This is a genomic window from Cedecea neteri (genome assembly GCF_000757825.1).
Taxonomy (GTDB): Bacteria; Pseudomonadota; Gammaproteobacteria; order Enterobacterales; family Enterobacteriaceae; genus Cedecea; species Cedecea selenatireducens.
Genome location: NZ_CP009451.1, coordinates 1,039,595 through 1,066,239 on the forward strand (window position 1 = coordinate 1,039,595; position 26,645 = coordinate 1,066,239).

The 26,645-nt window shown below is 52.9% G+C and carries 25 protein-coding genes, 1 tRNA gene and 1 pseudogene; 16 read left to right on the plus strand and 11 right to left on the minus strand.

The features are described from left to right. Window positions 1–105 precede the first annotated feature (105 nt). Window positions 106–2,412: a molybdopterin-dependent oxidoreductase gene (locus tag JT31_RS04685; protein ID WP_038473889.1), complete on the plus strand. Its 2,307-nt coding sequence runs from the start codon at window positions 106–108 to the stop codon at window positions 2,410–2,412. Between the two features lie 4 nt (window positions 2,413–2,416). Here the strand turns inward: JT31_RS04685 and JT31_RS23965 are convergent, their stop codons facing one another. Beyond that, complete coding sequence (locus JT31_RS23965; RefSeq protein ID WP_081948166.1) at window positions 2,417–2,635, minus strand: hypothetical protein; 219 nt, start codon at window positions 2,633–2,635, stop codon at window positions 2,417–2,419. Between JT31_RS23965 and JT31_RS04695 the strand changes: the two are divergent. After that, window positions 2,615–3,232 (plus strand): annotated as a pseudogene (locus JT31_RS04695) (N-acyl homoserine lactonase family protein); the annotation flags it as partial. The gene JT31_RS23965 and the pseudogene JT31_RS04695 overlap by 21 nt on opposite strands. A gap of 1 nt (window position 3,233) precedes the next feature. Here the strand turns inward: JT31_RS04695 and JT31_RS04700 are convergent. After that, entirely contained in the window at window positions 3,234–4,421 is a 1,188-nt protein-coding gene (locus tag JT31_RS04700) for a sensor histidine kinase (protein WP_038473894.1), read from the minus strand. Then, a complete protein-coding gene (locus tag JT31_RS04705; RefSeq protein ID WP_038473897.1) occupies window positions 4,418–5,116 on the minus strand; it encodes a response regulator in 699 nt (232 codons plus the stop codon). Before JT31_RS04705 ends, JT31_RS04700 begins: the two co-directional genes overlap by 4 nt. Window positions 5,117–5,241: 125 nt before the next feature. On the opposite strand from JT31_RS04705, the gene JT31_RS04710 reads away from it, so the two are divergent. Beyond that, on the plus strand, window positions 5,242–6,030 hold the full coding sequence (locus JT31_RS04710; RefSeq protein ID WP_038473900.1) for a MipA/OmpV family protein: 789 nt from the start codon (window positions 5,242–5,244) through the stop codon (window positions 6,028–6,030). Window positions 6,031–6,388: 358 nt separating this feature from the next. Then, complete coding sequence (locus tag JT31_RS04715) at window positions 6,389–6,721, plus strand: RamA family antibiotic efflux transcriptional regulator (RefSeq protein WP_038473904.1); 333 nt, start codon at window positions 6,389–6,391, stop codon at window positions 6,719–6,721. A gap of 89 nt (window positions 6,722–6,810) precedes the next feature. Here JT31_RS04715 and JT31_RS04720 read toward each other — a convergent pair. Together JT31_RS04720 and JT31_RS04725 are read right to left on the minus strand one after the other, a co-directional pair. Next, window positions 6,811–6,898: transfer RNA gene (locus JT31_RS04720), tRNA-Ser, on the minus strand. 158 nt (window positions 6,899–7,056) lie between these two features. Beyond that, complete coding sequence (locus JT31_RS04725; RefSeq protein WP_038473906.1) at window positions 7,057–8,682, minus strand: ABC transporter substrate-binding protein; 1,626 nt, start codon at window positions 8,680–8,682, stop codon at window positions 7,057–7,059. A 227-nt stretch (window positions 8,683–8,909) separates the two neighbouring features. Between JT31_RS04725 and yccA the strand changes: the two genes are divergently transcribed. Continuing rightward, complete coding sequence (yccA, locus tag JT31_RS04730; RefSeq protein ID WP_016535682.1) at window positions 8,910–9,569, plus strand: FtsH protease modulator YccA; 660 nt, start codon at window positions 8,910–8,912, stop codon at window positions 9,567–9,569. Window positions 9,570–9,706: 137 nt separating this feature from the next. Further along, a complete protein-coding gene (gene tusE, locus JT31_RS04735; RefSeq protein WP_038473909.1) occupies window positions 9,707–10,036 on the plus strand; it encodes a sulfurtransferase TusE in 330 nt (109 codons plus the stop codon). Here tusE and yccX read toward each other — a convergent pair. Both yccX and JT31_RS04745 read right to left on the minus strand, forming a co-directional pair. Continuing rightward, window positions 10,033–10,329: an acylphosphatase gene (gene yccX, locus JT31_RS04740; protein ID WP_052048970.1), complete on the minus strand. Its 297-nt coding sequence runs from the start codon at window positions 10,327–10,329 to the stop codon at window positions 10,033–10,035. The genes tusE and yccX overlap by 4 nt on opposite strands. A 106-nt stretch (window positions 10,330–10,435) precedes the next feature. Further along, entirely contained in the window at window positions 10,436–12,352 is a 1,917-nt protein-coding gene (locus tag JT31_RS04745) for a M14 family metallopeptidase (protein ID WP_144244028.1), read from the minus strand. 260 nt (window positions 12,353–12,612) lie between these two features. Here JT31_RS04745 and rlmI point away from each other — a divergent pair, with 260 nt between their 5' ends. Both rlmI and hspQ read left to right on the plus strand, forming a co-directional pair. Beyond that, entirely contained in the window at window positions 12,613–13,803 is a 1,191-nt protein-coding gene (rlmI, locus tag JT31_RS04750) for a 23S rRNA (cytosine(1962)-C(5))-methyltransferase RlmI (protein ID WP_038473912.1), read from the plus strand. A gap of 61 nt (window positions 13,804–13,864) precedes the next feature. Continuing rightward, entirely contained in the window at window positions 13,865–14,182 is a 318-nt protein-coding gene (gene hspQ, locus JT31_RS04755) for a heat shock protein HspQ (RefSeq protein ID WP_038473914.1), read from the plus strand. Window positions 14,183–14,211: 29 nt separating this feature from the next. Here the strand turns inward: hspQ and JT31_RS04760 are convergent, their stop codons facing one another. Beyond that, on the minus strand, window positions 14,212–14,625 hold the full coding sequence (locus tag JT31_RS04760) for a CoA-binding protein (protein WP_038473916.1): 414 nt from the start codon (window positions 14,623–14,625) through the stop codon (window positions 14,212–14,214). 129 nt (window positions 14,626–14,754) lie between these two features. Between JT31_RS04760 and JT31_RS04765 the strand changes: the two genes are divergently transcribed. Next, window positions 14,755–15,444 (plus strand): DUF2057 family protein, encoded by a 690-nt coding sequence (locus tag JT31_RS04765; RefSeq protein ID WP_370527343.1) that lies wholly within the window; start codon window positions 14,755–14,757, stop codon window positions 15,442–15,444. Window positions 15,445–15,543: 99 nt separating this feature from the next. Next, window positions 15,544–16,002, plus strand: coding sequence for a methylglyoxal synthase (mgsA, locus tag JT31_RS04770; protein WP_038473919.1), 459 nt, complete (start codon window positions 15,544–15,546; stop codon window positions 16,000–16,002). On the opposite strand, the gene helD is transcribed toward mgsA, so the two are convergent. Continuing rightward, window positions 16,003–18,057, minus strand: a complete 2,055-nt coding sequence (gene helD / locus JT31_RS04775) for a DNA helicase IV (RefSeq protein WP_038473922.1) — start codon at window positions 18,055–18,057, stop codon at window positions 16,003–16,005. It lies immediately after the preceding gene. 130 nt (window positions 18,058–18,187) lie between these two features. Between helD and JT31_RS04780 the strand changes: the two genes are divergently transcribed. Together JT31_RS04780 and yccS are read left to right on the plus strand one after the other, a co-directional pair. Next, window positions 18,188–18,634, plus strand: a complete 447-nt coding sequence (locus tag JT31_RS04780) for a YccF domain-containing protein (RefSeq protein WP_038473925.1) — start codon at window positions 18,188–18,190, stop codon at window positions 18,632–18,634. A gap of 9 nt (window positions 18,635–18,643) precedes the next feature. Beyond that, entirely contained in the window at window positions 18,644–20,785 is a 2,142-nt protein-coding gene (gene yccS / locus JT31_RS04785; RefSeq protein WP_038473928.1) for a YccS family putative transporter, read from the plus strand. On the opposite strand, the gene JT31_RS04790 is transcribed toward yccS, so the two are convergent. After that, window positions 20,770–21,399, minus strand: coding sequence for a TfoX/Sxy family DNA transformation protein (locus JT31_RS04790; RefSeq protein WP_038473931.1), 630 nt, complete (start codon window positions 21,397–21,399; stop codon window positions 20,770–20,772). The genes yccS and JT31_RS04790 overlap by 16 nt on opposite strands. Window positions 21,400–21,616: 217 nt before the next feature. Here JT31_RS04790 and sulA point away from each other — a divergent pair, with 217 nt between their 5' ends. Together sulA and ompA are read left to right on the plus strand one after the other, a co-directional pair. After that, the gene (gene sulA, locus JT31_RS04795; RefSeq protein ID WP_038473934.1) at window positions 21,617–22,126 is read left to right on the plus strand and encodes an SOS-induced cell division inhibitor SulA; all 510 of its coding nucleotides are present in this window, start codon (window positions 21,617–21,619) and stop codon (window positions 22,124–22,126) included. Window positions 22,127–22,483: 357 nt separating this feature from the next. Then, window positions 22,484–23,560, plus strand: coding sequence for a porin OmpA (gene ompA / locus JT31_RS04800; protein ID WP_038473936.1), 1,077 nt, complete (start codon window positions 22,484–22,486; stop codon window positions 23,558–23,560). A 93-nt stretch (window positions 23,561–23,653) separates the two neighbouring features. Here ompA and matP read toward each other — a convergent pair whose 3' ends face one another. Continuing rightward, window positions 23,654–24,106: a macrodomain Ter protein MatP gene (matP, locus tag JT31_RS04805; protein WP_038473939.1), complete on the minus strand. Its 453-nt coding sequence runs from the start codon at window positions 24,104–24,106 to the stop codon at window positions 23,654–23,656. A 176-nt stretch (window positions 24,107–24,282) separates the two neighbouring features. Here matP and JT31_RS04810 point away from each other — a divergent pair, with 176 nt between their 5' ends. Continuing rightward, window positions 24,283–26,037, plus strand: coding sequence for an AAA family ATPase (locus JT31_RS04810; RefSeq protein ID WP_038482800.1), 1,755 nt, complete (start codon window positions 24,283–24,285; stop codon window positions 26,035–26,037). Window positions 26,038–26,105: 68 nt separating this feature from the next. After that, the gene (gene fabA / locus JT31_RS04815) at window positions 26,106–26,624 is read left to right on the plus strand and encodes a bifunctional 3-hydroxydecanoyl-ACP dehydratase/trans-2-decenoyl-ACP isomerase (protein WP_016535664.1); all 519 of its coding nucleotides are present in this window, start codon (window positions 26,106–26,108) and stop codon (window positions 26,622–26,624) included. Window positions 26,625–26,645: the final 21 nt, after the last annotated feature.

A 26,645-nucleotide genomic window follows, 5' to 3' on the forward strand; every position in this document is an offset into this window, starting at 1 on the left:
GTTCTGCCTGTTTACCTGATTTTTCATCGCCAGATGAATTTCCTCTTTGCTCCCACCTCCCCGTATGATGCCGCTTTAGCCCTATCGATAACGCACGGTACAAGCATGAAAGCGGAACATCAGCTGGCGGTAATGCACTGGGGAACCTACCAGGTCACCACCGAGGGCGAGCGTATTGCCGCCATTTCTCCCGTCTCCTGGGACAAAAATCCTTCCCGTATCGGCCAGTCTCTGGCTGACGCCGTTACCGGCAATACGCGCATTCGCCGCCCGGCGGTTCGTCTCGGCTATCTGCAAAACGGCCCGGCCTCTCGTGAAGGCAGAGGGAAAGAACCGTTTGTCGAGGTGAGCTGGGAGCAGGCGCTGGATCTGCTGGCGCGGGACCTCCGCTCGGTGCAGGAGCGCTGCGGCAACGAGGCGATTTTTGGCGGCTCTTATGGCTGGGCCAGCGCCGGGCGCTTTCACCATGCCCAAAGCCAGCTGCACCGTTTTCTTAAAGGCTTTGGCGGCTACACCGCCAGTACAAATACCTACAGCAGCGCGGCCGGAGAACGGATCCTGCCGCATATTCTTGGCCCGTTAAGCCCGCTGCATAAGCAACACACTCATTTCTCGGTGCTGGCAGAACATTGCGAGATGTTCGTGGCCATCGGGGGATTGCCGCTCAGAAACGCCCAGGTCAACGGCGGCGGCGCAAACGACCACATGCTGAAGCACTGGCTGGAACGCCTTGAGCAAAACGGCGTGCAGTTCGTGAATATCAGCCCGGTGCAAAACGATCTCAGCGCCGTAGAAAGCGCCCGCTGGCTGGCGATTCGCCCCGGCACGGATACGGCGCTGCTGCTGGCGCTGTGCCATACGCTGATTGCGGAGTCCCTGCACGATATGGCCTTTATCAGCAGCCATACCGTCGGCTTCGAGCAGCTGCGCCGCTATCTTTTCGGCGAGCACGACGGCGTGCCAAAAACCGCCGGCTGGGCGGCGGGCATTACCGGCATTGATGCCGAACAAATTTTAACGCTGGCTCGTACCATGGCGGGCAAGCGCACCATGATCAATATTTCCTGGTCCATTCAGCGCGCCCGCCAGGGAGAACAGGCGTACTGGGCCACCGTGGCGCTGACTTCCCTGCTTGGCCAGATAGGCACGCCTGGTGGAGGTTTGGCTTTCGGCTACGCCTGTACCAACCTTGCCGGGGCTGCACGAGTGCCTTTTTCCGGGCCTCGCCTTCCCGCCGGTGAGAACAAGATAAAAACGGCAATCCCTGTAGCTCGCTTATCGGACATGCTGCTGAATCCCGGCGGTGAATATGAATTTGATGGCAAGCTTTGCCGTTATCCCGACATCCGGCTCGTCTACTGGGCGGGCGGCAACGCCTTCCACCATCATCAGGATCTCAATCGCCTGGTTGAGGCCTGGCGTCGCCCGGAAACCGTTGTTGCCCACGAGCAGTACTGGACGGCGCAGGCGAAGTTTTCCGACATTGTGCTGCCGGTGACCACTTCCCTCGAACGTGACGATATCGGCAGCGGCAGCCACGACGGCTTTCTGATTGCCATGCGCCGGCAAATACCGGCGCTGGCTGAAGCTCAGGATGACTACACCATTTTCTGCGGGCTGGCGAAAAGGCTGGGCTTTTACGACACCTTCAGCGAAGGGCGTACGGCCGCTGACTGGTTACCGCACCTGTATGAATCTTCGCGGGAGAGAGCGCAGGAAGATGGGGTGGAGCTTCCCTCTTTTGGCACCTTCTGGGAAGAGGGAAAACTAGAGTTCACGCCTCCCGCCGAGCCACAAATCTTGCTGGCCGATTTCCGCGCCGATCCCGATCGCTTTCCGCTGTCCACGCCGTCGGGAAAAATCGAGCTTTATTCAGAAACCGTGGCCGGATTCGGCTACCGGGAATGTCCGGGCTATCCGTTTTGGGACGCCGAAGAGGCGGCTTATCAGCAACATCTGGCGCAAAAGTGGCCTTTGCATCTGCTTTCCAGCCAGCCACGGACCCGGCTTCACAGTCAGTACGACCACGGCAGCGTAAGCCGGGCAACCAAAATTCACGGGCGTGAACCGCTGTGGATGCACCCCACAGATGCACAAAAGCGCGGGATCCAGGAAGGTGAAGTGGTGAAAGTCTTTAATAACCGGGGTGCGATACTGGCGGGCGTTCATATCAGCGACCAAATCCTGCCGGGCGTGGTTCAGATCTCTACCGGAGCATGGTACGACCCGATGGATCCCTCCACGCCCGGCTCTTTGGATAAACACGGCAATCCGAATGTGTTGACCGAGGATCGAGGTTCTTCACGCCTCGGCCAGGGCTGCAGCGCCCAAAGTTGCCGGGTGGAAATTGAGCTTTGGCGCGAAGCGTTACCGCCGATTACCGCGTTTGATCCACCGGCTTTCGTAGCCTGAGAGATTAGGTAATATTCTCCTGCAGCCTCTCGGCGAGCGCGCTTTTCAGAAAAGCAGCACAGGCGCTGACCTCGCGAGAGGCTTTATTGATCGGCGGATAAAGCAAAAAGGCGCTGAACGACGGGACGGTGTATTCCGGCAGCAGCGTGACGAGCTGGCCGCTTTCCAGCGCCTGTCGGCACACCGGGTATTGCAGAACGCCGAGGGCCTGGCCAATCCTCATGCATACTGGGGAGATGCGGTGGATCACTATCAGCCATTCATGACGGAGGAACAGGGATGCGTGGCACAGCTGGGTTCGCTGGGCATTCAGCCAGAAGATATTCGCTATGTATTACTTTCCCATCTGCATTCCGACCATACCGGCGCGATTGGACGCTTTCCAAATGCTTTGCATATTGTGCAGCGCCGGGAATACGACTATGCCTTTAAGCCCGACTGGTTCGCCGCAGGCGCATACTGCCGCAATGATTTTGCCCGTCCGAACCTGAACTGGCAGCTGCTGGATGAGGACGGCTTTGATTTGTACGGCGACGGAACGCTGCGCTGTATCTCTACGCCGGGCCACTCCCCCGGCCATCAGTCATTCCTGATTACGCTTGCCAGCGGCCTGAGCTTCACTCTGGCAATTGATGCCGCCTATACGCTGGATCATTTTTACGATCGCGCGCTTCCGGGCTTTATGACTTCGGCCAGCGAGGCGGCGCGCTCAGTCGCAAAACTGCGGGCGTTAACCGAGCAACACTCGGCGAAACCGATCCCCGGCCACGATCCCGACGTCTGGCCGCAGTTCACGCTGGCGCCTGGCTGGTACGAGTAAATCAGGCTCCCTCCTCGCTAAGCGGCACGGGCAGACTGAGGGTGATTAACAGCCCGCCTTCGGCAGGCAGGCTGGCGAGAATGCTGCCGTCATGCGCGCCGCAAATTTCTCTCGCAATGGAAAGCCCCAGCCCGCTGCCGCCTGAGTCTCTGGCTCTTGAGCGCTCTCCACGCGTGAAGCGCTCGAAAATGTGGGGCAGATAATCCACGGCGACGCCTGGCCCGGTATCCTGAAACGTTATCTCAATGTGCTGCTCGAAGTGGCGAAAACGAATAAACATTCGATCGTCCCGGCCGCAATAGCGAAGCATGTTTTCGATAATGATGGTGAAAACCTGCCCCAGCCTGGCTTCGTCGCCAACGTAATAAAACTCATCCCCCGCCTCAACGGAAACAAACATCCCGGCGGCTTCCAGCTGGGGTTTTAACCATGAAACGCGTTCTATTAACGTCTCACGGAGAGTAAATACGCTGCGCTGGAGCGTTAATTGCCCCGCGCTCGCCAGGGAGAGAAAATGCAAATCGTCGGTAAGATGGCTGAGGTTTTTTAACTGCGTCATCACCATATTCAGCTGTTTTTCATCGGCAGGAAACACGCCGTCTATCATGCCCTGGAGCCGCCCCATTGCTGCGGTTAACGGTGAACGCAGTTCGTGCGCGGCGGCCACGTGCGAGGCCTTAAGTTCGCGTTCGTACAGCGCCAGCTGGCTAATCATTTTATTGAAGTTGCTGGCGAAGCGAATCACCTCTTCCGGGCATTCACCCACCAGCTTCGCCTGCTGGCTGAAGTCGCCCTGAGTGACGTTCTCCGCCACGTCCGTCAGGCTGCGAAACTGCGCCGCAAGCGGGCGCGTTGCGCGCAAGCAGCTGACGATCACAAACGGCGTCGCCATCGAAATAAAGATGAACAGCCAGCCCCAGTTAAGCGAGCTGATGGAAGGCGTACTGTACTCAATCCCCCACCGGGCATCCACGATGTCATGAAAACGAACAATGTTTAAATCAGGGTTTGCCCGCAGCGTCAGAAACTCCTGATAGGCCGCCGGGGACATATGATGCACAACCCAGTAATACTGAACCGCGTAGATACTCCACATCGCCAGCACAATGAAAAACAGCACGCTGACGGCCACCACGATGATTCGAATCGATATCCATAGCAGCAGTGATTTGCTCTTTTTGTCTTTCATGGTTTGCAGAACCGGTAGCCGATCCCGCGTACGTTCAGGATCAGGTTATCAACGCCCGCGGCCTCAAGCTTTTTTCTTAAGTTGTAGACGTGCGTGTCCACCACTCGCTCAAGGGCATCGCTTTCAGGGAGGCATTCTTCAAGCAGATACTGCCGGCTTAACGGCCTGGTCGACGCCCGCATTAGCGTCTTCAAAATAGAAAACTCGGTGAGCGTTAAGTCCAGACGCAGAGCGCCGTCGCCATTTGCCTTCACCTGCGCCACCATATTGGTAACGTCAACTTCAAGCGGCCCCCAGCGCAGCACATCTTCTACAGGACTTTGGTTGACCTGGCTACGCCTTAACACCGCCTGCACGCGGGCCATGACTTCACCGGGATTGTAGGGCTTCACCACGTAGTCATCGGCGCCGTAACGCAAAGCGCCAATCTTGTCGTAGGGCTCGCCCATTGCCGTTATCATAATGACCGGCGTGTTGCCCCTTCGCCGCACGGCGGCAAGGATTTCTGTGCCGTTCATGCCGGGTAGCATGACGTCCAGCAGGATAAGATCGGGCTTCCACGTTAACACCGTATTCATGCCCGCCAGGCCGTCACCCGCCACCGAGACGCTATACCCTTCACGCGTGAGATAGGCCTCTAACACATTTGCCGCATCGGCATCATCTTCAATGACCAGGACCCGTTTATTTTTCATTTAATGTTACCTTGACAGTTTCTTCACAAATCCCTGGCAGTTCATTGATAAGCCCTCAGCATAATCCTTTTACTTACTGAGTTAAGCATGCACGAAAATATAAACACCTGACAATGAGAATCATAATGTTAACGAAGAAAAGCACAAAATACATAATCGCACCGCTGCTAATCTCAGGTATTTCATCTGTATATGCAAGTGAATTTAATGCTGATGAAACCGCTATTACTTTTGGTCTTGGCGCCGTGTCTTCTCCGCGCTATAGCGGTGCCAATGAGCAGAGCTCTACTGTTATTCCGCTAATTCATATCCAGAAGAACAATATTTTCTTTGATTCGATAAATGGGCTTGGCATACATCTTCAAAACGATAATGGTTTATATATAGAGCCGACGCTGGGTTATGACTCCGGCCGCACGGATAAAAATTCAGGCTGGCGCAAAGGGTCCGATAAACTTAAAGGCATGGGTAATATTTCATCCTCGGTTAATTCGGGTATTGCACTCGGCTGGGCGCTGGCCCCCTGGCTGGTATTAGAAGGAAAAACAACGCTGCCGCTGAACGATGGCCAGGGCGTGTCTTATTCCACTTCAGTAGATTACATCCCCATTATGAATGAAGATAATTCTATTACGTTTCAGGCCAGCGCGTTATTCGGCGATGCCCGTTACATGAAGACCTGGTATGGGGTCAATGAGCAGCAGCACAGCCGTTCCGGTTTCTCGCACTACCGCAGCGCCGGTGGGTTTTACGGCACGGATACCAGCCTGACGCTAACCCATCAGTTCAGCGAGCACTGGGGAGCATGGCTCAGCCTGAGCTATGCCTGGCTGAACAAGAATGCCGCCAATAGCCCTATTGTGATGCGACGGGACGGCACAACGGGCACGCTCGCCGTCAATTATACTTTCTGACCGTTAACCTGATATCTGACAACATCATGATTGACTTGCAGAAATAAAGCACAGCTATGAAGATCGCACTTGTGATGACTTTCATTTTTGCGGCATTTTTTTCGCCCAGGTGTACCCATGACTTTAAAATGTGTTTTTATGCTAAACATGAATTTAATACCTGTAACATTTCATGCGTGAAAAAGATGAATGTGCAATGTCAAAATAGAACCATCCTGGCAAAGCACAAACACTGTCATTCACCGAAGATAACGCGGATCGATCGATATGTTTCTGCTCGCTACCTGCGTTATTTAATAAAATCACTTACCCACTAACTCTCGCATAGAAATGCTTGTCAACAATGAAGGATAACTACGTGAACCTTTCTGCAAAGGTAATAGAAACCATCTCATATTGGATTGACAATAATATTCACCGCCGATTGCGTATCGAAGATGTGGCCCGCTACTCGGGTTATTCCAAATGGCACTTTCAGAGAATATTTTTACATTATAAAGGCGAAAGCATAGGCCGGTACATCAGGAGCAGAAAGTTACAGCTTGCCGCGCAGGATCTCAAAAACACCAAAGAGCGGATCGTAGACATTTCAGTAAAGTACGGCTTTGATTCGCAGCAGAGTTTTAACCGACTTTTTACCCGAAGCTTCAAGATGTCTCCCGGAACCTACCGAAAGAAAAAGAGCCTGTGAGGAGGGGGATATTTGGTGCCAATTTTGCCGCGCAGATTGTTCCACACATAAGCAAAAGGGGCTGCCTTTCGGCAACCCCTTGTAAATGTTGGCGGAAGCGCAGAGATTCGAACTCTGGAACCCTTTCGGGTCGCCGGTTTTCAAGACCGGTGCCTTCAACCGCTCGGCCACACTTCCAACGAGGCGAACTATAAACATAGCCATACTTCATGTAAAGCACGATTTTGTTCAATCGCCTGAAATTTCATCACATTTGTGTTATTTGCCTGAAACAGCAGCAACATGCTCAGTTTAAAACCGCTTTTTCTGCCCCCGGGTGGAGGGCAGCATTGGCATTAGTGTTTTTTGATGTAGAGATCCTGGGTCAGATATTTACCCAGCGTGCTCGGTGCATAACCCCCAACGTAAGGTTTTACCAGTTGGACCTTCACATAGTGATAAATAGGAATGGTCGGCACGTCTTTAGCAAGGATATCTTCAGCCTGCTGATAGTATCTGGCGCGTTCTTCCTGGCTGCTGGCCTGAGAGGCTTTGGCAATAATCTCGTCATAGGCCGGGTTGCTGTACTTAGAACTGTTCTGACTGTCGCCGGTGCGGAAGTTGTTCAGGTAGGTAGCCGCATCATCGTAATCGGCAATCCAGCCATAACGCACCAGCTCGTAATTACCGGTACGCTTGGTATCCAGCATGGTTTTCCATTCCTGGTTTTGCAGCTTCGCCTCGACGCCAACGTTTTTCTTCCACATCGAGCTGGCGGCAATGGCAATACGCTGGTGAGATTCAGAGGTGTTGTAAAGCAGGTTGAACTGCAGCGGGTGTTTCTCGTTAAAGCCCGCCTCTGCCAGTAATTTTTTCGCTTCCGCAATGCGCTTATCGTGGCTCCAGCTGCCGTACTCGGCTGGTTTGAGCTCAATGCCGCCAATTTTAGGCTGGCTCACCAGCCACGCAGGCTTTTGCCCCTGCCCTAATACTTTCTCGGCAATGATGTCTTTATCCAGCGCCAAATTCAGCGCGAGCCTGACACGTGGGTCATTGAACGGCGCTTTGGTGGTATTGAATTCGTAATAGTAGGTGGACAGGTAAGGCGTGATATGGACCTGATCCGGAATAGATTTTTTAAGTGAGGCAAAGAGCGTTTCCGGCACGGTATAGGTGATATCAATTTCACCCGCCTTGTAGCGGTTGATATCCGATGTACCAGAAGTGACCGGCAGGTAAGTCACCTTATTAATCACCGTGTGAGCGTCGTCCCAGTACTGTTTATTACGCTCGCCGACGACTTTCTCATTTACTACCCACTGCGACAGCTTATACGGGCCGCTGCTCACGAAATTGGCCGGCTGGGTCCATTTATCGCCAAATTTTTCTACAGCCGCTTCGCTCACGGGTACCATTGACGTGTGGCCGAGCATCAGCAGGAAGGCCGAGGTTGGTTGATCGAGCGTGACCTGCACGGTGTTGGCATCCAGCGCCTTCACGCCAAGGCTGTCTACCGGCTTCTTACCCTCGGCAATATCGTTGGCATTTTCAATGTGCATCGTGCCGGGATAAGTGGCATAAGGGGAACCCGTTTTAGGATCAACTAAGCGCTTCCAGCTCCAGACCACGTCCTGCGCGGTAATCGGCTCGCCGTTGGACCATTTAAGGCCCGGGCGCAGATGGAACGTCCAGACTTTATTGTCCTGATTGTCCCACTTTGCCGCCAGATGAGGTTCGATGGTGCCATCGTTTTTGACGCGAATCAGGCCGTCAAAGAAGTCACCAATGATGTTAGCCTCAACGTCGCTCTCTACTTTATGGGGATCCAGCGATGCGGGTTCACTGCCGTTGTTACGTACCAGCTCCTGTTTGGCTGCAAGCTCGGTTCCTGGCGGAACTTCTGCTGCCCATGCGCCAGAAATAGCGCTGAGCAGACCCAGAGCGACCAATGATTTTGAAAATGTGTTGTTGTTTGCTTTCATGACCTACGCCTTATTGATGTTATTTAACGACGGTACGGCTAACACTCTTAGTCGGCTTTAGGTAATAAAGCAATATTTTTCAGCCACCTATAAGTGGGTGTTATGGCATTAATTTTGTACAATGTGATAAAGTGCACGAGGTAAAGATGGGTAAAAAGGCTTTTGTCTAATAAAGGCGGGCATTATGCTCATGACCATAAAACACCTGTAAAAGAGAGAGTTTTAGAATGGATCGCATTATTACCTCCTCGCGTGACCGTTCGTCACTGCTCAGCACCCACAAGGTGCTACGTAATACCTATTTCCTGCTGAGTTTAACGCTGGCATTTTCCGCGTTGACTGCAACGGCCAGTACCGTGCTGATGCTACCTTCTCCAGGGTTGATTCTGACGCTGGTTGGTATGTACGGCCTGATGTTCCTGACCTATAAAACCGCGGATAAACCGGTGGGCATCCTGTCTGCATTCGCCTTTACCGGCTTCCTGGGCTATATCCTGGGACCAATGCTGAATGCCTATCTGTCCGCCGGCATGGGCGACGTTATTGGCATGGCGCTGGGCGGTACCGCGCTGGTGTTCTTTAGCTGCTCGGCGTATGTGCTGACGACCCGCAAAGACATGTCCTTCCTCGGCGGTATGCTGATGGCGGGCGTGGTGGTGGTGCTGATTGGTATGGTGGCTAACATCTTCCTGCAGCTGCCTGCTCTGCACCTGGCGATTAGCGCGGTGTTTATCCTGATTTCCTCAGGTGCCATCCTGTTTGAGACCAGCAACATCATTCGCGGCGGTGAAACCAACTACATCCGCGCGACCGTAAGCCTGTATGTTTCTCTTTACAACATCTTCGTTAGCCTGCTGAGCATCCTTGGTTTTGCCAGCCGCGACTAACTAATACGGCTTTACCAAAAAAGAGAATGCCCTGCGCATTCTCTTTTTTTTGCCCTCAATTCCACCACATTCCATCCTTAAGCCCACGGAGAAAATTTGCTACACTTCGCCCGATTTGACGTAAATAGCGGATAACTATGTTGACCTTTGAAGGCAGAGAAATAGAGACAGACGCCGATGGCTACCTGAAAAATAGCCGGGAGTGGAGCGAGCCGCTGGCGGAAGTGATTGCCGCCGGAGAAGGCATTACCCTCGCGGTGGAGCACTGGGAAGTGGTGCGTTTTGTGCGCGAATTTTACCTGGAGTTTAATACCTCCCCGGCCATTCGCATGCTGGTTAAAGCCATGGCAAATAAATTTGGCGAAGAGAAAGGCAATAGCCGTTATCTCTATCGCCTGTTCCCGAAGGGCCCGGCGAAGCAGGCCACCAAAATCGCGGGATTACCTAAACCAGTGAAGTGCATCTAATAGCGGATACCAAAGTTGACCCATTCACGCTCGGGTTGGTGAGGCTCAACGAGGACTTGATCAACCCTGGCGCTACGTGGCCCGCCGGCTTTCAGCCAGGCCAGCAGCTTTTCAACCTGCTCCGTCTCTCCGCAGGCCACCACTTCGACGCTGCCGTCGTCAAGGTTACGGGCGTACCCGGTTAAGCCAAGTTTCTCGCCTTCCCGCTGCGTGCTGTAGCGAAAGCCCACGCCCTGCACCATTCCGTGAACCCAGCACTTTATGCACTGCTTTTGTGAGTCGTTTGCCATCATTTACTCCCGCACATAAACCTGACTCAAGTCTAACAGCCCGTAAGGTTTTTTCATCCGTAATAGGAACGGCCGCGCCACCGGCACGGCCATTTTGCGAGACAGAAAGCTATTTTACCTCGACTCGTCCTACCGGATAGACCCAGGCATTGGCATCGTAAAACGGCGTATGTTTATAAAACCACTCCAGCCGCGCGCTGCCGTCGGCGGCAAACGCCTTATCCGATTTCAGCTTCTGCTCGAATTCGGCTTTCAGTTTCGGGTCCTGCTCCAGCATCCTGCGGGCCATCGGCTCCATAACATACTCTTCCGGCTCTTCGGCAGAAACCAGCGTGGCGTTAAAGAATCCCCAGGCCCAGAAGGAGTCAGGGCTGGCTGGCTCAAGCAGGTCCATCGCCAGAACGCCTAACGGCTGATGGGTAGAGATAACAACCGATCCCGCAGGGAAGGTTTGCAGACGTTTGAAAGGCTCAGCCTCACCGCTCACTAACAGATGCCCTTCATAACCCGGGATCTGCCCTTTTGCCGCACGATCTGGCTCAAAGCCATCCGCAAGTTTCACGTTATTCATGCGATACAAAGTCACCTCAACAGGCGTAGCCTTCTCCAGAGTTTTCATCTGAATACCGTGGGCCCGAAGCCGTTCAATCACCGTTCCCCATTGGGCCGGAACGATGTACTCAGTCGGGCGTGAAAGGGTTAAATCAGGTACGTCATTGGCGGTCACCGGCACGGTTATAGTTTTTGGTTTATTACTCCATTTAATCGTCTTTTGCCCGGTTATCGGAGAGACTTCGTAGTGCCAGTCACCCACAATAAACGGCACCTGCGTTGGCGCTCCCGGCTTCCATGTCAGGATGACGTCTTTGTCGGTCAGCGCTTTTTCCTTGTCCGCTGCGATAGCTTTTTTCAGCGAATCAGCATTATCGCCGATGGACTCAAACATCGCTTTTAGCATGACGTAATTGCCCAGCACCTGAGTTTTGTAGGGATGGAGCGCATGCTGCTCAATCAGGATAGAAGGCACACTACGAATATCGCCATATTGGTTAGAAAAACGAGCGAGGTCGGTGCGATACGGGTAATAGCCCTGGGTCGGGTCCTGGTTGCTGTTCAGGCTGATGCATTCATGAATGTGATGCCCGTAGCTTTGTACTTGCTGGTAAACATGAGGCTGCATCACGCTGTCCATCCAGCGTGTAGCGGCGGGTGACCAGCCCTGACCGTTGTTGCAGTATGAGCTGTCATAGGGATACATAGCGCCGTCGGTAGAATGCGTGTCGGCGAAGAAACTCAGGTCATATTGATTGAACACCCAGGCGATATTGCGAATTTCGGCGCTGTCGAGTTTGGTGAAATCACGGTTCAGGTTAAAGTTTTGGCCATTCACCCGCCAGCCGGTGATGTCCGGGCCGTTCTGGTTAATTCTGCCATACGCGCTGGTGCGCATATCACCATCAATATTCACCGTCGGAATAAACAGAATATTGACCTTGTCGAGCAGCGCTGCCAGCGGCTTGTCGCCGGTGCTCATATCCCGCAACAGCATGAACATAGCATCTTTGCCGTTAGCTTCGCCGGGGTGAATTTCCGCCTCAATCAGCACCGTTGGCTTTCCTGAGGCCCTTAATCCTGCGGCACTTTTATCCTGCGAAGTCGAGGCTACCGCCAGCATCATCTGATAACCTTCCGCGCTTTTTTCCGGCAGCCACTCCAGCCTGATGAGGCCACCAGAGGCGTCCGCAATTTTGTTCATGTACTCCACGGTTTGCAGATAATTGCTGGTTTTATGAAAATCACTGCTCTCAGCAAGCGTAATTAGCGGGTTTTTAGCGTCTGCGAGGAATTTAGTGCTGGTCAGAGCCTGCTCAAACATCGGAGGCAGAATGCGGGTTTTCGCCGCTGCCGTTGCGCCTGCGTCGTCAACATAACCAGGTGCCTGAGGCAGTGCTGCCAAAACAGGCAGGCTTATCAGCAGCAGCGAGCCAGCCGTTAATGCCAGGCGACGCGCACAAAAAATAGACATGGTGTCTCTCCTTGAGAAATGAACGGTTCGAATAATACGCAGAACATTTATACCCACATTTATAAAAACAAAATGCCATGCTCATCAACCAATTAAAAATATCATAATAAATATAAATACCGAAATTAAGCATATATATTCAATTATGATCGCAGGATATTCTGTTGCAGTCCGGCGGTACTTTTCGCGTTATTCCATTGCAATTACCCGCCCTAAACCTGAAAATGGCGCCCATTTCTTAGCAAAGCAGCAAAAAAATTATGAGCGTACGTTTAGTGTTAGCCAAAGGGCGTGAGAAATCGTTATTGCGCCGTCATCCATGGGTTTTCTCCGGCGCGGTTGCGCGTCTGGAAGGTAAGGCCAGTCTCGGCGAAACGGTTGATGTGGTAGACAGCCAGGGGAAATGGTTAGCTCGCGCTGCGTTTTCACCCGAGTCACAAATTCGCGCCCGCGTCTGGACCTTTAACCAGGATGAAAGCATCGACATCGCCTTCTTCACCCGCCGCCTGCAGCAGGCGCAGCAGTGGCGTGACTGGCTGGCTAAACGTGACGGTCTGGACAGCTACCGTCTGATTGCCGGTGAATCTGACGGTTTGCCTGGCGTGACCATCGACCGTTTCGGTAACTTCCTGGTTCTGCAACTGCTGTCTGCAGGCGCAGAGTACCAGCGCCCGGCACTGGTTGCGGCCCTGCAGTCTCTCTATCCAGAGTGTTCTATTTACGATCGCTCTGACGTGACGGTGCGTAAGAAAGAAGGTATGGAGCTGACTCAGGGACCGGTGAGCGGTGAGCTGCCACCTGCCCTGCTGCCGATTGAAGAGCACGGCATGAAGCTGCTGGTTGATATTCAGGGCGGGCATAAAACCGGCTATTACCTCGATCAGCGCGACAGCCGCTTTGCAACTCGCCGCTACGTCGATAATAAGCGGGTGCTGAACTGCTTCTCCTACACCGGCGGTTTTGCCGTTTCTGCGCTGATGGGGAATTGCAGCCAGGTGGTGAGCGTGGATACCTCCCAGGACGCATTAGACATCGCCAGACAAAACGTTGAGCTAAACAAACTTGACCTCAGCAAAGCAGAGTTCCTGCGTGACGACGTATTCAAACTGCTGCGCAAATACCGCGACCAGGGCGAAAAGTTCGACGTTATCGTCATGGATCCGCCAAAGTTTGTTGAAAACAAAAACCAGCTGGCGGGTGCCTGCCGGGGTTACAAAGATATCAATATGTTAGCCATTCAGTTATTGAATCCCGGCGGCATTCTGATGACCTTCTCCTGCTCCGGGCTGATGACCACAGATTTATTCCAGAAAATCATCGCCGACGCCGCCGTAGATGCCGGACGTGATGTACAATTTATAGAGCAGTTCCGTCAGGCGGCCGATCACCCGGTGATCGCAACCTACCCGGAAGGGCTGTATCTGAAAGGGTTTGCCTGTCGAGTCATGTAGCTTGAAAAAGGGGAAATTGCCCGCATATCCCTATGCAGAGTAATATTCCCGGGAGGTGACTATGATTGCCAGCAAATACGGTATTGGCCAGCAGGTTCGTCATTCTTTACTGGGCTATCTGGGCGTAGTGGTCGACATTGACCCTGAGTATTCGCTCGATGAGCCGCAGGAAGATGACCTGGCCGACAATAGCGCACTTCGCGCGGCGCCCTGGTACCACGTGGTGATGGAAGATGACGATGGCCAGGCGATTCATACCTATCTCGCAGAAGCTCAGCTCAGTTCTGAGGATGACGACGAGCACCCTGAACAGCCGTCTATGGATGAACTGGCTGCCTCGATACGCCAGCAGCTTCAGGCTCCACGCCTGCGTAACTGATTAAAAACCCCGCCTAAGCGGGGTTTTTCTTATTTCGCCAGTCCAAGCCGCGGTATTTCAATCGCCGGACATTTATCCATCACGACGCTTAACCCTGCATTCTGCGCCAGCACCGCAGCCTGCTCGTTAATCACGCCCAGCTGCATCCACAGCGTTTTCGCCCCAACGGCTATCGCTTCCTGCGCCACGCCCCAGGCCGCCTCGGAGTTGCGGAACACATCAACCATATCAATTTTCTTCGGCACATCTGCTAGCGTGGCGTAACCCTGCTGCCCCAGCAGCATTTTACCCGCCACCTTTGGCGAGACAGGAATCACTTCATAACCCTGTTTTAGCAGGTAATCCATAACCCGATAGCTCGGGCGATCGGGCTTGTCACTTGCCCCCACCAGCGCAATGGTGCGAGTTGTTTTCAGGATATTTTCGATATCACTTTGTTTCATAGCGCCCCCTAAGTTGTTGTTTGAAGTGTATGTCAAAGCCGGCCACCCGGCCATCTTTGAACTGGAAACTGAGGAGGGCAATTTCTGGAAATATGTCTATATGTTAATAGACGGTATTCTGGAAAAACGTTGAAACATCCGCTCAGCATGCTCATCAGGGAGAGTGAAATGAGAGTCGGTCTGCCAATTGCAGCGTTAATATTGATGATGCCAGCCCTGGTATGGGGGACCACGCTGCGCCTTTCGGCCGAGGTCGACTTACTGGTTCTGGACGGAAAAAGAGTTTCCAGTTCTCTATTAAAAGGCGCAGACAGCATTGAAATAGACAATGGCCCGCACCAGCTAGTCCTGAAACTAGAAAAAAGATTCAGCCCCCCTCCTCGCGGCAGGTTTCCGGGGCTGTCTTCACCGTTAATTATAAGCTTTGACACCAAAGAGATAGACCAGGTAAACATTGTTCTGTCGCCCAAAGACGCCGTGCATCCCGTCACTTCTCCTCAAATTAGGCTTCTTGATGGCCATGCGCAGCCTGTTCCCGTTCGCACCGATTCCCTGAACACTAAACCAGAATCAACCGGGAAGGATTACGAAGAAGAGACTCAACGCTATAATAAATCAGGAAAAAAGGCGTCAATGCCGGAATTCGCCGTGCTAAAAGCCGGTGACGAGGCGCAGCGCTTTGCCGCAGCTCAGCCAGACTTCCCGTCAGCTCAGCCCGAAACATTGACCGAACAGCGGCTGAAGTATTGGTTTAGCCAGGCCGACAAGCCGACGCGAGCGCGCTTTTTACGCTGGGCAAACGAGACGCCCGCGCCGTAATAAACCGACGAGCCAGTTCGCTTTTTTGATGCCGTACTCTTGCAGCATCGGGCACTTTTAGTAATCTGTCCGCAGCCTAAAACTGCCCAGGAAAAGACAATGGAATTAACAACCCGCACCCTTGCGGTAAATAAACATATCGCACTGGTTGCCCACGATCACTGTAAGGATGCACTTTTAAAGTGGGTACAGCGTCATAAAGCAACCCTTGCCAGGCACACATTATATGCCACCGGGACAACGGGTAATTTGATTCAGCGAGCGACGGGCCTTGAGGTCAATGCCATGCTCAGCGGCCCTATGGGGGGCGATCAACAGGTAGGAGCCTTAATTTCTGAAGGCAAAATTGACGTACTGATTTTCTTCTGGGATCCGCTCAATGCCGTTCCTCATGACCCCGACGTTAAAGCCCTGCTGCGCCTGGCGACCGTCTGGAACATTCCGGTCGCCACCAACCTCTCCACCGCGGACTTTATCATTCACTCCCCGGGCTTTAACGAAAGCGTTGATATTCTGATTCCAGACTACCAGCGCTATCTTAGCGAACGCCTGAAGTAATCAGGGGCGATTCGCTGCCGGCACGCCGAGCCGCCTGAGCGCGTCAACAAAGACTGAAGGCTCCTGTTTATTAAACATAAGCCAGACGCGGTGGCGTGCCCGGGTCAGCGCCACATAAAGCAAACGCCGCTCCTCTGCATCCGGAAAATCCTCGGGCTGCGGCAGGAGCGCCTGTTCCATGATTGACTCCCGGGCAGGGGCAGGGAAACCTTCTTTTCCTTCCTGCAACCCAAGAATAATGACGTAGTCCGCCTGCTGCCCTTTGCTGGCATGGATGGTCATAAAATCGATATTGAGCTTTGGCCAGCGAGTGGCGGCTTTTTCCAGGCTGTCTGGCCTTAAATGGTGATAGCGCGCCAGGACCAGAATGCGCTGTTCCGGCAGTACATAGCCGCTAAGCTTGTCCAGCAAATCGTCCAGCCGGTCATCGGCAAGCAGGGTAACGGCCTTTTTATCACCTTTTGAAAGGCTGTTCAGTGGCTTACGTAGCTGGTAAGGGTTCTGCTGCACAAACCCGTTGGCTATCTCACCGATACGATCGTTGAAGCGATAGGTGGTATCCAGCGCGCAGTTGTCCCCCTCACCGAAATGCTGGTTAAATGCGGTGGTTAACGTCATTTCTGCCCCGCTAAAGCGGTAAATGGCCTGCCAGTCGTCACCCACGGCGTACAGAGAAGTATGCGAGTTTTGCCGCCGCAAAGCCGCTAACAAGGCCGCCCGCTGCGGAGAAATGTCCTGGAACTCATCCACTAAAATATGCTTCCACGGACTGATAAACCGCCCCTTTTCAAGCACATTGATCGCCTGGTGAATCAACCCGGAGAAATCAACCGCCTCTTCGGCTTTAAGGGCGGCTTTCCAGCTTTTCAGCAGCGGGGCCATCAGCTTGATTCTCTTAGTGAAAAGTTCACGAACCTGTTCAGGGGCGCTTTCTATCATTTCCGCCTGTGAACCGCCGTGCATTCGCATCAGGCCAAGCCAACGATCCAGGCGACTGGCAAGCCGTTTCGCCAGGCGTTTATCCTGCCAGTACTCGCCCTCAGGGATATCCCACTCAAGCTCTTCGCTGAGCCATTGCCGCCAGCCTTTCGCCATCGCCTTTTTCTCGCGACACTGCTGTTGCCAGCTGTCAATCAACAGTTGATGGCGAGCGGCGGTGTCGCTCTCAAGCTCGCTCACCCGAGGCACTTTTTTGCTGCCCTGCTGAATAATATGCAGCGCTAATGAGTGGAACGTTCTGGCGGAAATAGCCTCGGTATGCAGGCGGCTCGCGATACGCTCATCCATTTCCTGTGCGGCCTGGCGGCCAAAGGCCAGCAGCAGGATTTGATCTTCGGTGGCTTCGCCACGCTGTAATAGCCAGCCTGCACGAGCCACCAGAACCGAGGTTTTACCGCTGCCTGCCCCGGCCAATACCAGCAGCGAATCTTCCCCATTAACCACGGCACGTGCCTGGGAAGGGTTTAACGGCGAGCTTTCTACCTGCTCAAAGAAAGTGGCATATTTTTCCAGCATACGGTCGGTATAAGCGCTATTCCGCTGATGACGGCGTTCCTCACCTTGTTCAAGCCAGGCTTTGCATATTGCCCACGCTTCGCGGCAATTTTCAAATTCACCCAACCTGGCGTGCGGAAGCGGAAGCGCTGCGATGGCGGCGCGCAGATTATCCTGTAGCGCTTGCATATCGCTGTGCCTGAACCACACCTCTTTGCGGGTGCGCTTCTCTATCTCCTCTCGCTGAGCGGCAAGCACTTCAGCGGCAACCTCGCTCATCTCCGTACTCCAGTTAAACCAGAGCGAATTCAGATGGTGGAAAAAGCGCTGGGTTTCAGCCCATTCGGTGCCGTGCAGGCGAACGACTTTGTCATCAGGGAGCACGAACTCCAGTTCGCCCCATACCAGCCCGCGCTTGCAGTTGATCGCGATTAACTGGTTGAATGGGATAAGATATTCGTGGCGATCGCCTTTGACCTCAACGCCGGCCGACAGCAGCCTGACCCGGTTATAAGGGTGCTGTGCTAAATGCTTGCCGAGAGAAGTTGCTTTGAGTTCCATTACGTTGCCCGATCCGATGAGGAGGTTGTGGCCCAAGTTTAACTGCCGATGGAATGACGCTCCAGAGTAAAAACGCGTTACAATTGCTGTGGTTAATCATTCTGTTATTTTCTGCCAGGGAAGCGTCACTATGCGTACCGTACTAAATGTTCTGAACTTCGTGCTGGGGGGCTTTTTGACCACCCTTTCATGGTTATTTGCCACGTTGGTCAGCATTGTGCTGATTTTCACCCTGCCGCTGACCCGTTCCTGCTGGGAAATCACCAAGCTTTCCTTTGTGCCTTACGGAAACGAAGCCGTTCACGTCGATGAGCTTAATCCACAGGGTAAAAATGCGCTGCTGAATACCGGCGGCACGGTGCTGAATATACTGTGGCTGATCTTCTTCGGCTGGTGGCTGTGCATTATGCACATTCTGGCAGGGATCGCGCAGTGCATCACGATTATTGGGATCCCGGTAGGCATTGCTAATTTCAAGATTGCGGCCATTGCATTATGGCCCGTTGGCCGCCGTGTTGTGCCGGTTGAAGTGGCGCGAGCCGCGCGTGAAGCTAACGCACGTCGCCGTTTCCAGTAAGGAGCATTCGTGCTGACCCTAAGCCCACTTGTACGCCGTTATACCTGGAACAGCGCCTGGCTTTATAACTTGCGCATATTTATTGCTCTTACGGGCACCGTGGCGCTGCCGTGGTGGCTCGGTGAAGTGAAGCTGACCATTCCGCTCACGCTTGGCGTTGTTGCTGCGGCGCTGGCCGATCTTGACGACCGCGTAAGCGGAAGGTTACGCAATTTACTGATAACCCTGGTCAGCTTTTTTATCGCCTCGGTATCTGTCGAACTGCTGTTCCCCTGGCCATGGCTGTTTGCATTAGGTTTAACGGTTTCAACCAGCGGGTTTATCCTCCTCGGTGGATTGGGTCAACGCTATGCCACTATTGCCTTTGGTGCGCTGCTGATAGCCATTTATACCATGCTCGGAATTTCCCTCTATGAGCACTGGTATCAGCAGCCGCTGTTCCTCCTGGCAGGCGCGGTGTGGTACAACCTGCTGACGCTGGCAGGCCACTTAATTTTCCCCATTCGCCCGCTACAGGACAATCTGGCGCGCTGCTATGAAAGCCTTGCGAGCTTTCTGGAAATTAAAGCGACGCTGTTTGACCCCGACATTGAAGATGAAACCCAGGCCCCGATGCTGCAGCTCGCCATGGCGAACAGTCAGTTGGTTACCACGCTGAATCAGACCAAGAGCTCATTGCTGACACGCCTTCGCGGGGACCGTGGTCAGAGGGGGACTCGCCGCACGCTGCACTATTATTTTGTTGCCCAGGATATTCATGAAAGGGCCAGCTCATCCCATATTCAATATCAGGCTCTGCGCGATAAATTCCGCTACAGCGACGTGATGTTCCGTTTCCAACGCCTGCTAACGATGCAATCTCAGGCCTGCCAGCAACTCTCGCGCTCTATCCTGCTGCGCATCCCTTATCAGCACGATCCTCGTTTTGAGCGCGCTTTTACCCATCTTGATTCCGCTCTGGATCGTATTCGAGCAGGCCACGCAACCGCTGCAGAAATAAAAGCGCTGGGATTTCTGATTACAAACCTGCGGGCGATTGATGCCCAACTGGCAAACATTGAGTCTGAACAGGCCATTGCCGAGCCGCAAAACGATCCGGAAAACCGCCTTGCCGACGACAGGCTGACGGGCTTCGATGATATCTGGCAGCGGCTAAAACTGAACCTCACGCCGGAGTCCGCGCTCTTCCGTCACGCGGTGCGCATGTCGCTGGTGTTGTGCGTTGGCTATGCCTTTATTCAATTTACTGGCCTGCAGCACGGATACTGGATACTGCTGACCAGCCTCTTTGTCTGCCAGCCAAACTACAGCGCTACCCGGCGGCGCTTAGCGTTGCGTATCATCGGCACGTTAGTCGGCGTGGCGATTGGCCTGCCTTTACTCTGGCTGGTCCCATCCCTGGAAGGCCAGCTAATACTGATTGTCATTACCGGCGTGCTGTTCTTCGCGTTCCGCAACGTCCAGTACGCTCATGCCACCATGTTTATTACGCTGCTGGTACTGCTGTGCTTTAACCTGCTGGGCGAAGGTTTCGAAGTCGCTCTCCCTCGCGTTTTTGATACGCTACTGGGCTGTGCTATAGCCTGGGCCGCGGTAAGTTTCATTTGGCCAGACTGGCGATTCCGTCGGTTATCGCTGGTCGTTGAACGAGCATTCAACGCCAACTGCCGCTATCTCGATGCCATTCTCGAGCAGTATCACCAGGGGCGGGATAATCGTCTTGAATACCGTATAGCCCGGCGAGATGCGCACAACAAAGATGCCGAGCTGGCTTCAGTGGTTTCAAATATGTCCTCTGAACCTCACGTATCAAAAGAGATGCGAGAAGCGGCATTCCGCCTGCTCTGCCTGAATCACTCCTTTAATAGCTACATCTCTGCGTTAGGCGCGCACAGGGAGAAACTCAGCCACGGTGATACGCTCATCCTGCTTGATGATGCCGTTTGCTATGTGGATGATGCTCTTCATCACCTGCCGGTTGATGAAGAACGCGTTCAGAGAGCGCTCGGGGGTCTTTCTGCCCGCATCTCACATCTTGAGGCCCGAGCAGAAACAAAAGAACTCCTGGTTCTGCAGCAAGTCGGACTTTTGATTGCTCTGCTGCCAGAAATATCTCGCCTTCAGCAGCAAATCTCTCAGTGCTCCGAATAGGAAGGCTGGCGCTGCTCATAGCGGCGCCACCACTCCGTCAATTCATTTCGAACCTCTAAAGGGAGTACCGCCTCATGGACACCTTGAATGGCTCCCGCGAGTGCAAGCAGTACTTTAATACCCACAGTTGCCCTCGTGCTGCGTATTTTTAACCATGACCTTTTGGCACCGAAAAGCTGCAGAGTTTGCGGATCTTTGATCCCCACTTCGCAAAGCATGACTTCTATATTTAAAGAAAGATTAGGGAGATCTTTAAGCCGCCGGGAACGTATCTTTATCTGCGTTTTCTCACGCTGGGCGTTTCGTAATGCCAGAATGGAAAGCTCGACAAGTTTGTCCGGGTTATCCCAGAGTTCTTCATCCACATGATAGTAATTTAATGCCACAGGAAGTCCTCTTTTCCTGTACATGAGAGGTGATGACGATTTTTGGCTGAAATAATCTGCACACTGTTCACAGGCACGCAAATAAAGCTCGCCTTTCGCCACCATAGCAAAGACGACCCCTTCGACAGTCAGGCTGTAACCACCAAATAGCGGCCGACAACCAATTTTACCCAGCGAAGAAAGATATTCCTGTGATTTATGAATTCTAAGAAACGTAACATCCTTCATAATATGTCCTTATATATCAACTGTTAAATAGCTACTGTAGTTACTTCCCCTCCTAACACCAGAAAATAAGTAAGGTTAAAGGTAATGGCAACGACAATTTCATCAGGAGCGGTATTGCATGAAGAAATTGCGAGACACTTTCCGAAATTTCGGTTGATCTTTGTTCGTACAGGCATTACTGTATATTCATACAGTAACCCATTAGGCGGGACTCACTATGCACTCACATAACCTTCAAACTCACTTTCGTCATGTTGCAGTTGCTGCGCACTCCCCTGCTCAGTCATCCTCTGATAACAGCGCACCGGGGTTAATCAGTGAAATGGTCTACAGTGAAGACAACCCATGGGTTACGCAGTTTATTCTGCTACCTTTATTACAGCAGTTGGGACAACAATCTCGCTGGCAGCTCTGGCTCACGCCGCAGCAGAAGCTCAGCCGTGAATGGCTGCAGGCAGCGGGGTTGCCGCTGGCAAAAGTGATGCAGGCAAGTCAGTTAGATCCTTTATGCACCGTAGACGCGATGGTGAAAGCTTTGCAGACGGGAAATTACAGCGTTGTCATCGGCTGGTTAACGGAAGAATTAACAGATGAAGAACATTTACGACTAACGATCGCAGCCGAAACCGGGAGTGCGATGGGGTTCATTATGCGCCCAACCAGCAACATGACATCCGGTCCAAGACCACGAAACGGCCTAAAAATTCATTCTAGTTTGTATCATTAAGTAAATTTAGGAGAAATCCTGGATTTTTTTACTCATGCCATATAATCCGCTGTCATGATTCAAGAATACCCGCCATATGGCGGTTTGACGGGGTTCAAGGGATAAAGCACTTGCTTAAAAAAGCATCCAATTTGTAAAAAGATATGTATGCAAGTCGTTTTTTTTCATATGCCTGACGGACTTCACACTTGTAACTTTTCAACTACGTTGTAGACTTTACCTCGCCAGGGTTGCTCTTCATAACACCGATATATCGGTAGAGTAACAATTGAGCGTAAACCCGGGCGAAGGATTTAACCCTGGGCTTTAAATTGGTTTAGAGCTCATGGCCTTTTGGATGATAATGAGGCGCAAAAAATGAAAAAGACAGCTATCGCGATTGCAGTGGCACTGGCTGGCTTCGCTACCGTAGCGCAGGCCGCACCGAAAGATAACACCTGGTATACTGGTGCTAAACTGGGCTGGTCCCAGTACCACGACACCGGTTTCTACGGTAACGGCTACGACCGTGGTATCGGCAGTGGTCCGACCCACGAAAGCCAACTGGGTGCTGGCGCATTCGGTGGTTACCAGGTTAACCCGTACGTTGGTTTCGAAATGGGTTATGACTGGCTGGGCCGTATGCCTTACAAAGGCACTCCAGAAAACGGTGCTTTCAAAGCTCAGGGCGTGCAGCTGACCGCTAAACTGGGTTACCCAATCACTGACGATCTGGACATCTACACCCGTCTGGGCGGCATGGTATGGCGTGCAGACTCCACCGCAAACAACGCGGCTGGTGAGCGTCTGAAAGACCACGACACCGGTGTTTCTCCAGTATTCGCTGGTGGTGTTGAGTGGGCTGTTACCCGTGACATCGCTACCCGTCTGGAATACCAGTGGGTTAACAACATCGGTGATGCACAGACCGTTGGTACTCGTCCAGACAACGGCATGCTGAGCGTAGGTGTTTCCTACCGCTTCGGCCAGCAGGAAGCTGCTGCTCCAGTTGTAGCGCCAGCTCCGGCTCCAGCGCCAGAAGTACAGACCAAGCACTTCACTCTGAAGTCTGACGTTCTGTTCAACTTCAACAAAGCAACCCTGAAACCAGAAGGTCAGCAGGCACTGGATCAGCTGTACACCCAGCTGAGCAACCTGGATCCGAAAGACGGTTCCGTCGTTGTTCTGGGTTACACCGACCGTATCGGTTCTGAGCAGTACAACCTGAAACTGTCTGAAAAACGTGCACAGAGCGTTGTTGATTACCTGATCTCTAAAGGTATCCCGGCGAACAAAATCTCTCCACGTGGCATGGGCAAATCTAACCCAGTTACAGGCAACACCTGTGACAAAGTAGCGCCTAAAGCTAAACTGATCGACTGCCTGGCTCCAGATCGTCGCGTTGAGATCGAAGTTAAAGGTATCAAAGAAGTTGTAACTCAGCCTGCGGCATAAGTTACCCTTCATTGAACAAAAACCCCGCCAAGGCGGGGTTTTTTATTGGCTGGAATATCGCGAGAACTTTATCGCCCCCCTTTCTTCACGACGTCACTTTTTGCTTAGCATTGCCTGCAAATCCTGCTTAAGCGTCGACATCTTATTTTCCACCTTCTCTTTACGTTCCGCGTCTTCAATCAGTTGAACAACGGTTTCTGAAAGCGTATTGCCCCGGCGCTGTGCCAGCGCGGCCAGACGCTGCCAGACAAGGTATTCAAGATCGATGGATTTCTTACGGGTATGCTGATGCTCGGCGTTAAAATGTCTTTTACGCCGGGCACGAATCGTCTGCTTCATGCGGTTATGCAGCGCTGGGTTCATATGCTGATCGATCCAGCTCTGAACCAAAACAGGCACGTTCTCAAGCGTCAGGAGCTGCTCCACAGCCTCTTGTGCTGCACTGGCTTCGATGTATCGCGTGATTAACTCTCCTTCGCGATGCTTCTTCACCAGATACTTCCACTTCCAGCCGCTCTCGAGATTTTCCAACTGTTGATATTTCATTGTGATCTCAGTGTGACCGCGTAACTTAGTTCAGAATAACAGTTTTTCCGCCATTCGCTGAACTGAAAATCAAAGCTGTGAGGGGGATAAAACTGTGATACTGCTTTATCCGTGTGCTACCCGGACGATTCTTGTATAATCGCGCCTTTGACATCTCATTAAAAAATATAGCGACTTTGACGACTAATCGACTTGACTGGCGTGCCCTTGTGCCTGATACCGAAAGCTATCAGGAAATTTTTGCACAGCCTTATGATACCGACTCTGCCCCTCTTTCTGCGGTTCAACCTCGTTTACTTTACGGGATTGAGCAACTCAACCTTTCCGTCTCTTCTGTCGATTTGATGCTGGTGAAAGCACCAGAAGAGCAAGAATACCTGGACCTTATCGCAGCAGCCGTTGAAGAAACGTGCGGTGAAGCCGAAGTGCTCACTGGCGGACATTACCTCATTGAAGGAAATCAGGTGACGCTGCGCCCTGCTGAGCAAGCCGACGACAACTTCGCTTCCCGCGGAGAAGTTGTCGCTGCCGACTGGGTTGAAGCAGAACAGCTGTTCGGCTGCGTGCGTCAGTTTGCTGGCACGGTCACCCTTGAACCCGGACTGATTCACCGTGCCAACGGTGGCGTGCTCGTGCTGTCTCTGCGTAGCGTCCTTGCGCAACCCCTGCTGTGGCTGCGCCTTAAGCAGATGATGATCCAGGGCCGTTTTGACTGGATTTCACCAGACGAAACCCGCCCGCTGCCGGTCAAAATTCCTTCTCTGGCGCTCGACTTTAAATTGGTGCTGGTTGGCGAGCGCGATTCGCTGGCCGATTTCCAGGAAATGGAAATGGACCTCGCCTCTGCCGCTATCTACAGTGAATTTGAAGACAATCTGCAAATCGCCTCTGCAGACGAGATGGCGCTTTGGTGTCAGTGGATCTACGCCATTGCCGAAAAGAAGTCTCTGCCAGCCCCCGCTGCAGATGCCTGGCAACCGCTGATTCGCGAAGCGGTGCGCTACACGGGCGATCAGGAAACATTACCGCTGTGCCCATCCTGGATTTCACGCCAGCTGCGTGAAGTTGCGCCATTTACCGAAGAAAACAGCTTCAACGCCGAACAGCTCCAGCAGATGCTCGAACAGCGTGAATGGCGTGAAGGTTTCCTGGCCGAGCGCATGCAGGATGAAATCCTGATGGAGCAGATCCTGATTGAAACCGAAGGCGAAACGATCGGCCAGATTAACGCCCTGTCGGTGATTGAGTTCCCGGGTCACCCGCGTGCCTTTGGTGAACCTTCGCGCATTAGCTGCGTAGTTCACGTAGGCGACGGTGAGTTCACCGACGTTGAGCGTAAGGCGGAACTTGGCGGTAACATTCATGCCAAAGGGATGATGATCATGCAGGCGTTTCTGATGGCTGAGCTACAGCTCGACCAGCAGATCCCGTTCTCTGCATCGATCACTTTTGAGCAGTCCTACAGCGAAGTAGACGGCGATAGCGCCTCGATGGCGGAACTGTGCGCGCTGATAAGCGCCCTGGCCAATGTCCCGATTTATCAGCACATCGCGATAACCGGCTCGGTCGATCAGTTTGGCCGCGTTCAACCTGTTGGCGGACTGAACGAAAAAATCGAAGGGTTCTTCCGCATTTGCCAGCAGCGTGAGTTCAATGGAGCTCAGGGCGTAATTATTCCGTTGGCGAACGTACGCCACCTGTCGCTGCATAAAGATGTTCTGGAGGCCGTCGAGCAAAATAAATTCTCGATTTGGGCTATTGACGACGTGGCCGATGCCCTGCCGTTATTGACCAATCTCCCGTGGGATGGCGAAGGGCAAAACACCCTGATGCGTGCGGTGCAGGAGCGTATTGCTCAGGCTTCGGCGCCGGATGTTCGTCAACGCTTTCCGTGGCCGCTACGCTGGCTCAACTGGTTCAACCACAACTGATCGGACTTGTTGAGCGTACACGTGTTAGCTAACCTGCGTGCTTCATTATAAAAAGGCTTACTGTAGACATGGTAGATAAACGCGAATCCTATACGAAAGAAGATCTTCTTGCCTCTGGTCGTGGCGAACTGTTTGGCGCTGAAGGCCCACGGTTACCCGCGCCTCCAATGCTGATGATGGACCGCGTGGTCAAAATGACCGAAGACGGCGGTAACTTCGATAAAGGTTACGTTGAAGCAGAATTAGATATCACCCCTGACCTGTGGTTCTTTGCTTGCCACTTTATTGGCGATCCGGTGATGCCTGGCTGCCTGGGCCTGGATGCCATGTGGCAGCTGGTTGGGTTCTACCTCGGCTGGCTCGGCGGCGAAGGTAAAGGCCGTGCGCTGGGCGTAGGTGAAGTCAAACTGGCAGGGCAAATCCTGCCAACGGCGAAAAAAGTCAGCTACCGCATTCACTTTAAGCGCGTTATCAACCGTCGCCTGATCATGGGCATGGCCGATGGCGAAGTGCTGGTTGATGGCCGCGTGATCTACACCGCCACCGACATGAAAGTGGGTCTGTTCAAAGACACGACTGCTTTCTAATACGCCATTATCAGGCTTTAC

What these genes read in the sequence shown, in the direction of transcription:
- JT31_RS04790 (WP_038473931.1), bottom strand. Translation starts at nt 21,399, where the DNA reads ATGAAGGATGTTACGTTTCTTAGAATTCATAAATCACAGGAATATCTT.
- sulA (WP_038473934.1), top strand. Translation starts at nt 21,617, where the DNA reads ATGCACTCACATAACCTTCAAACTCACTTTCGTCATGTTGCAGTTGCT.
- yccX (WP_052048970.1), bottom strand. Translation starts at nt 10,329, where the DNA reads ATGATGGCAAACGACTCACAAAAGCAGTGCATAAAGTGCTGGGTTCAC.
- rlmI (WP_038473912.1), top strand. Translation starts at nt 12,613, where the DNA reads ATGAGCGTACGTTTAGTGTTAGCCAAAGGGCGTGAGAAATCGTTATTG.
- yccA (WP_016535682.1), top strand. Translation starts at nt 8,910, where the DNA reads ATGGATCGCATTATTACCTCCTCGCGTGACCGTTCGTCACTGCTCAGC.
- JT31_RS04710 (WP_038473900.1), top strand. Translation starts at nt 5,242, where the DNA reads ATGTTAACGAAGAAAAGCACAAAATACATAATCGCACCGCTGCTAATC.
- JT31_RS04780 (WP_038473925.1), top strand. Translation starts at nt 18,188, where the DNA reads ATGCGTACCGTACTAAATGTTCTGAACTTCGTGCTGGGGGGCTTTTTG.
- JT31_RS23965 (WP_081948166.1), bottom strand. Translation starts at nt 2,635, where the DNA reads ATGAGGATTGGCCAGGCCCTCGGCGTTCTGCAATACCCGGTGTGCCGA.
- JT31_RS04705 (WP_038473897.1), bottom strand. Translation starts at nt 5,116, where the DNA reads ATGAAAAATAAACGGGTCCTGGTCATTGAAGATGATGCCGATGCGGCA.
- hspQ (WP_038473914.1), top strand. Translation starts at nt 13,865, where the DNA reads ATGATTGCCAGCAAATACGGTATTGGCCAGCAGGTTCGTCATTCTTTA.
- JT31_RS04700 (WP_038473894.1), bottom strand. Translation starts at nt 4,421, where the DNA reads ATGAAAGACAAAAAGAGCAAATCACTGCTGCTATGGATATCGATTCGA.
- mgsA (WP_038473919.1), top strand. Translation starts at nt 15,544, where the DNA reads ATGGAATTAACAACCCGCACCCTTGCGGTAAATAAACATATCGCACTG.
- JT31_RS04725 (WP_038473906.1), bottom strand. Translation starts at nt 8,682, where the DNA reads ATGAAAGCAAACAACAACACATTTTCAAAATCATTGGTCGCTCTGGGT.
- JT31_RS04685 (WP_038473889.1), top strand. Translation starts at nt 106, where the DNA reads ATGAAAGCGGAACATCAGCTGGCGGTAATGCACTGGGGAACCTACCAG.
- ompA (WP_038473936.1), top strand. Translation starts at nt 22,484, where the DNA reads ATGAAAAAGACAGCTATCGCGATTGCAGTGGCACTGGCTGGCTTCGCT.
- JT31_RS04745 (WP_144244028.1), bottom strand. Translation starts at nt 12,352, where the DNA reads ATGTCTATTTTTTGTGCGCGTCGCCTGGCATTAACGGCTGGCTCGCTG.
- tusE (WP_038473909.1), top strand. Translation starts at nt 9,707, where the DNA reads ATGTTGACCTTTGAAGGCAGAGAAATAGAGACAGACGCCGATGGCTAC.
- fabA (WP_016535664.1), top strand. Translation starts at nt 26,106, where the DNA reads ATGGTAGATAAACGCGAATCCTATACGAAAGAAGATCTTCTTGCCTCT.
- JT31_RS04760 (WP_038473916.1), bottom strand. Translation starts at nt 14,625, where the DNA reads ATGAAACAAAGTGATATCGAAAATATCCTGAAAACAACTCGCACCATT.
- helD (WP_038473922.1), bottom strand. Translation starts at nt 18,057, where the DNA reads ATGGAACTCAAAGCAACTTCTCTCGGCAAGCATTTAGCACAGCACCCT.
- matP (WP_038473939.1), bottom strand. Translation starts at nt 24,106, where the DNA reads ATGAAATATCAACAGTTGGAAAATCTCGAGAGCGGCTGGAAGTGGAAG.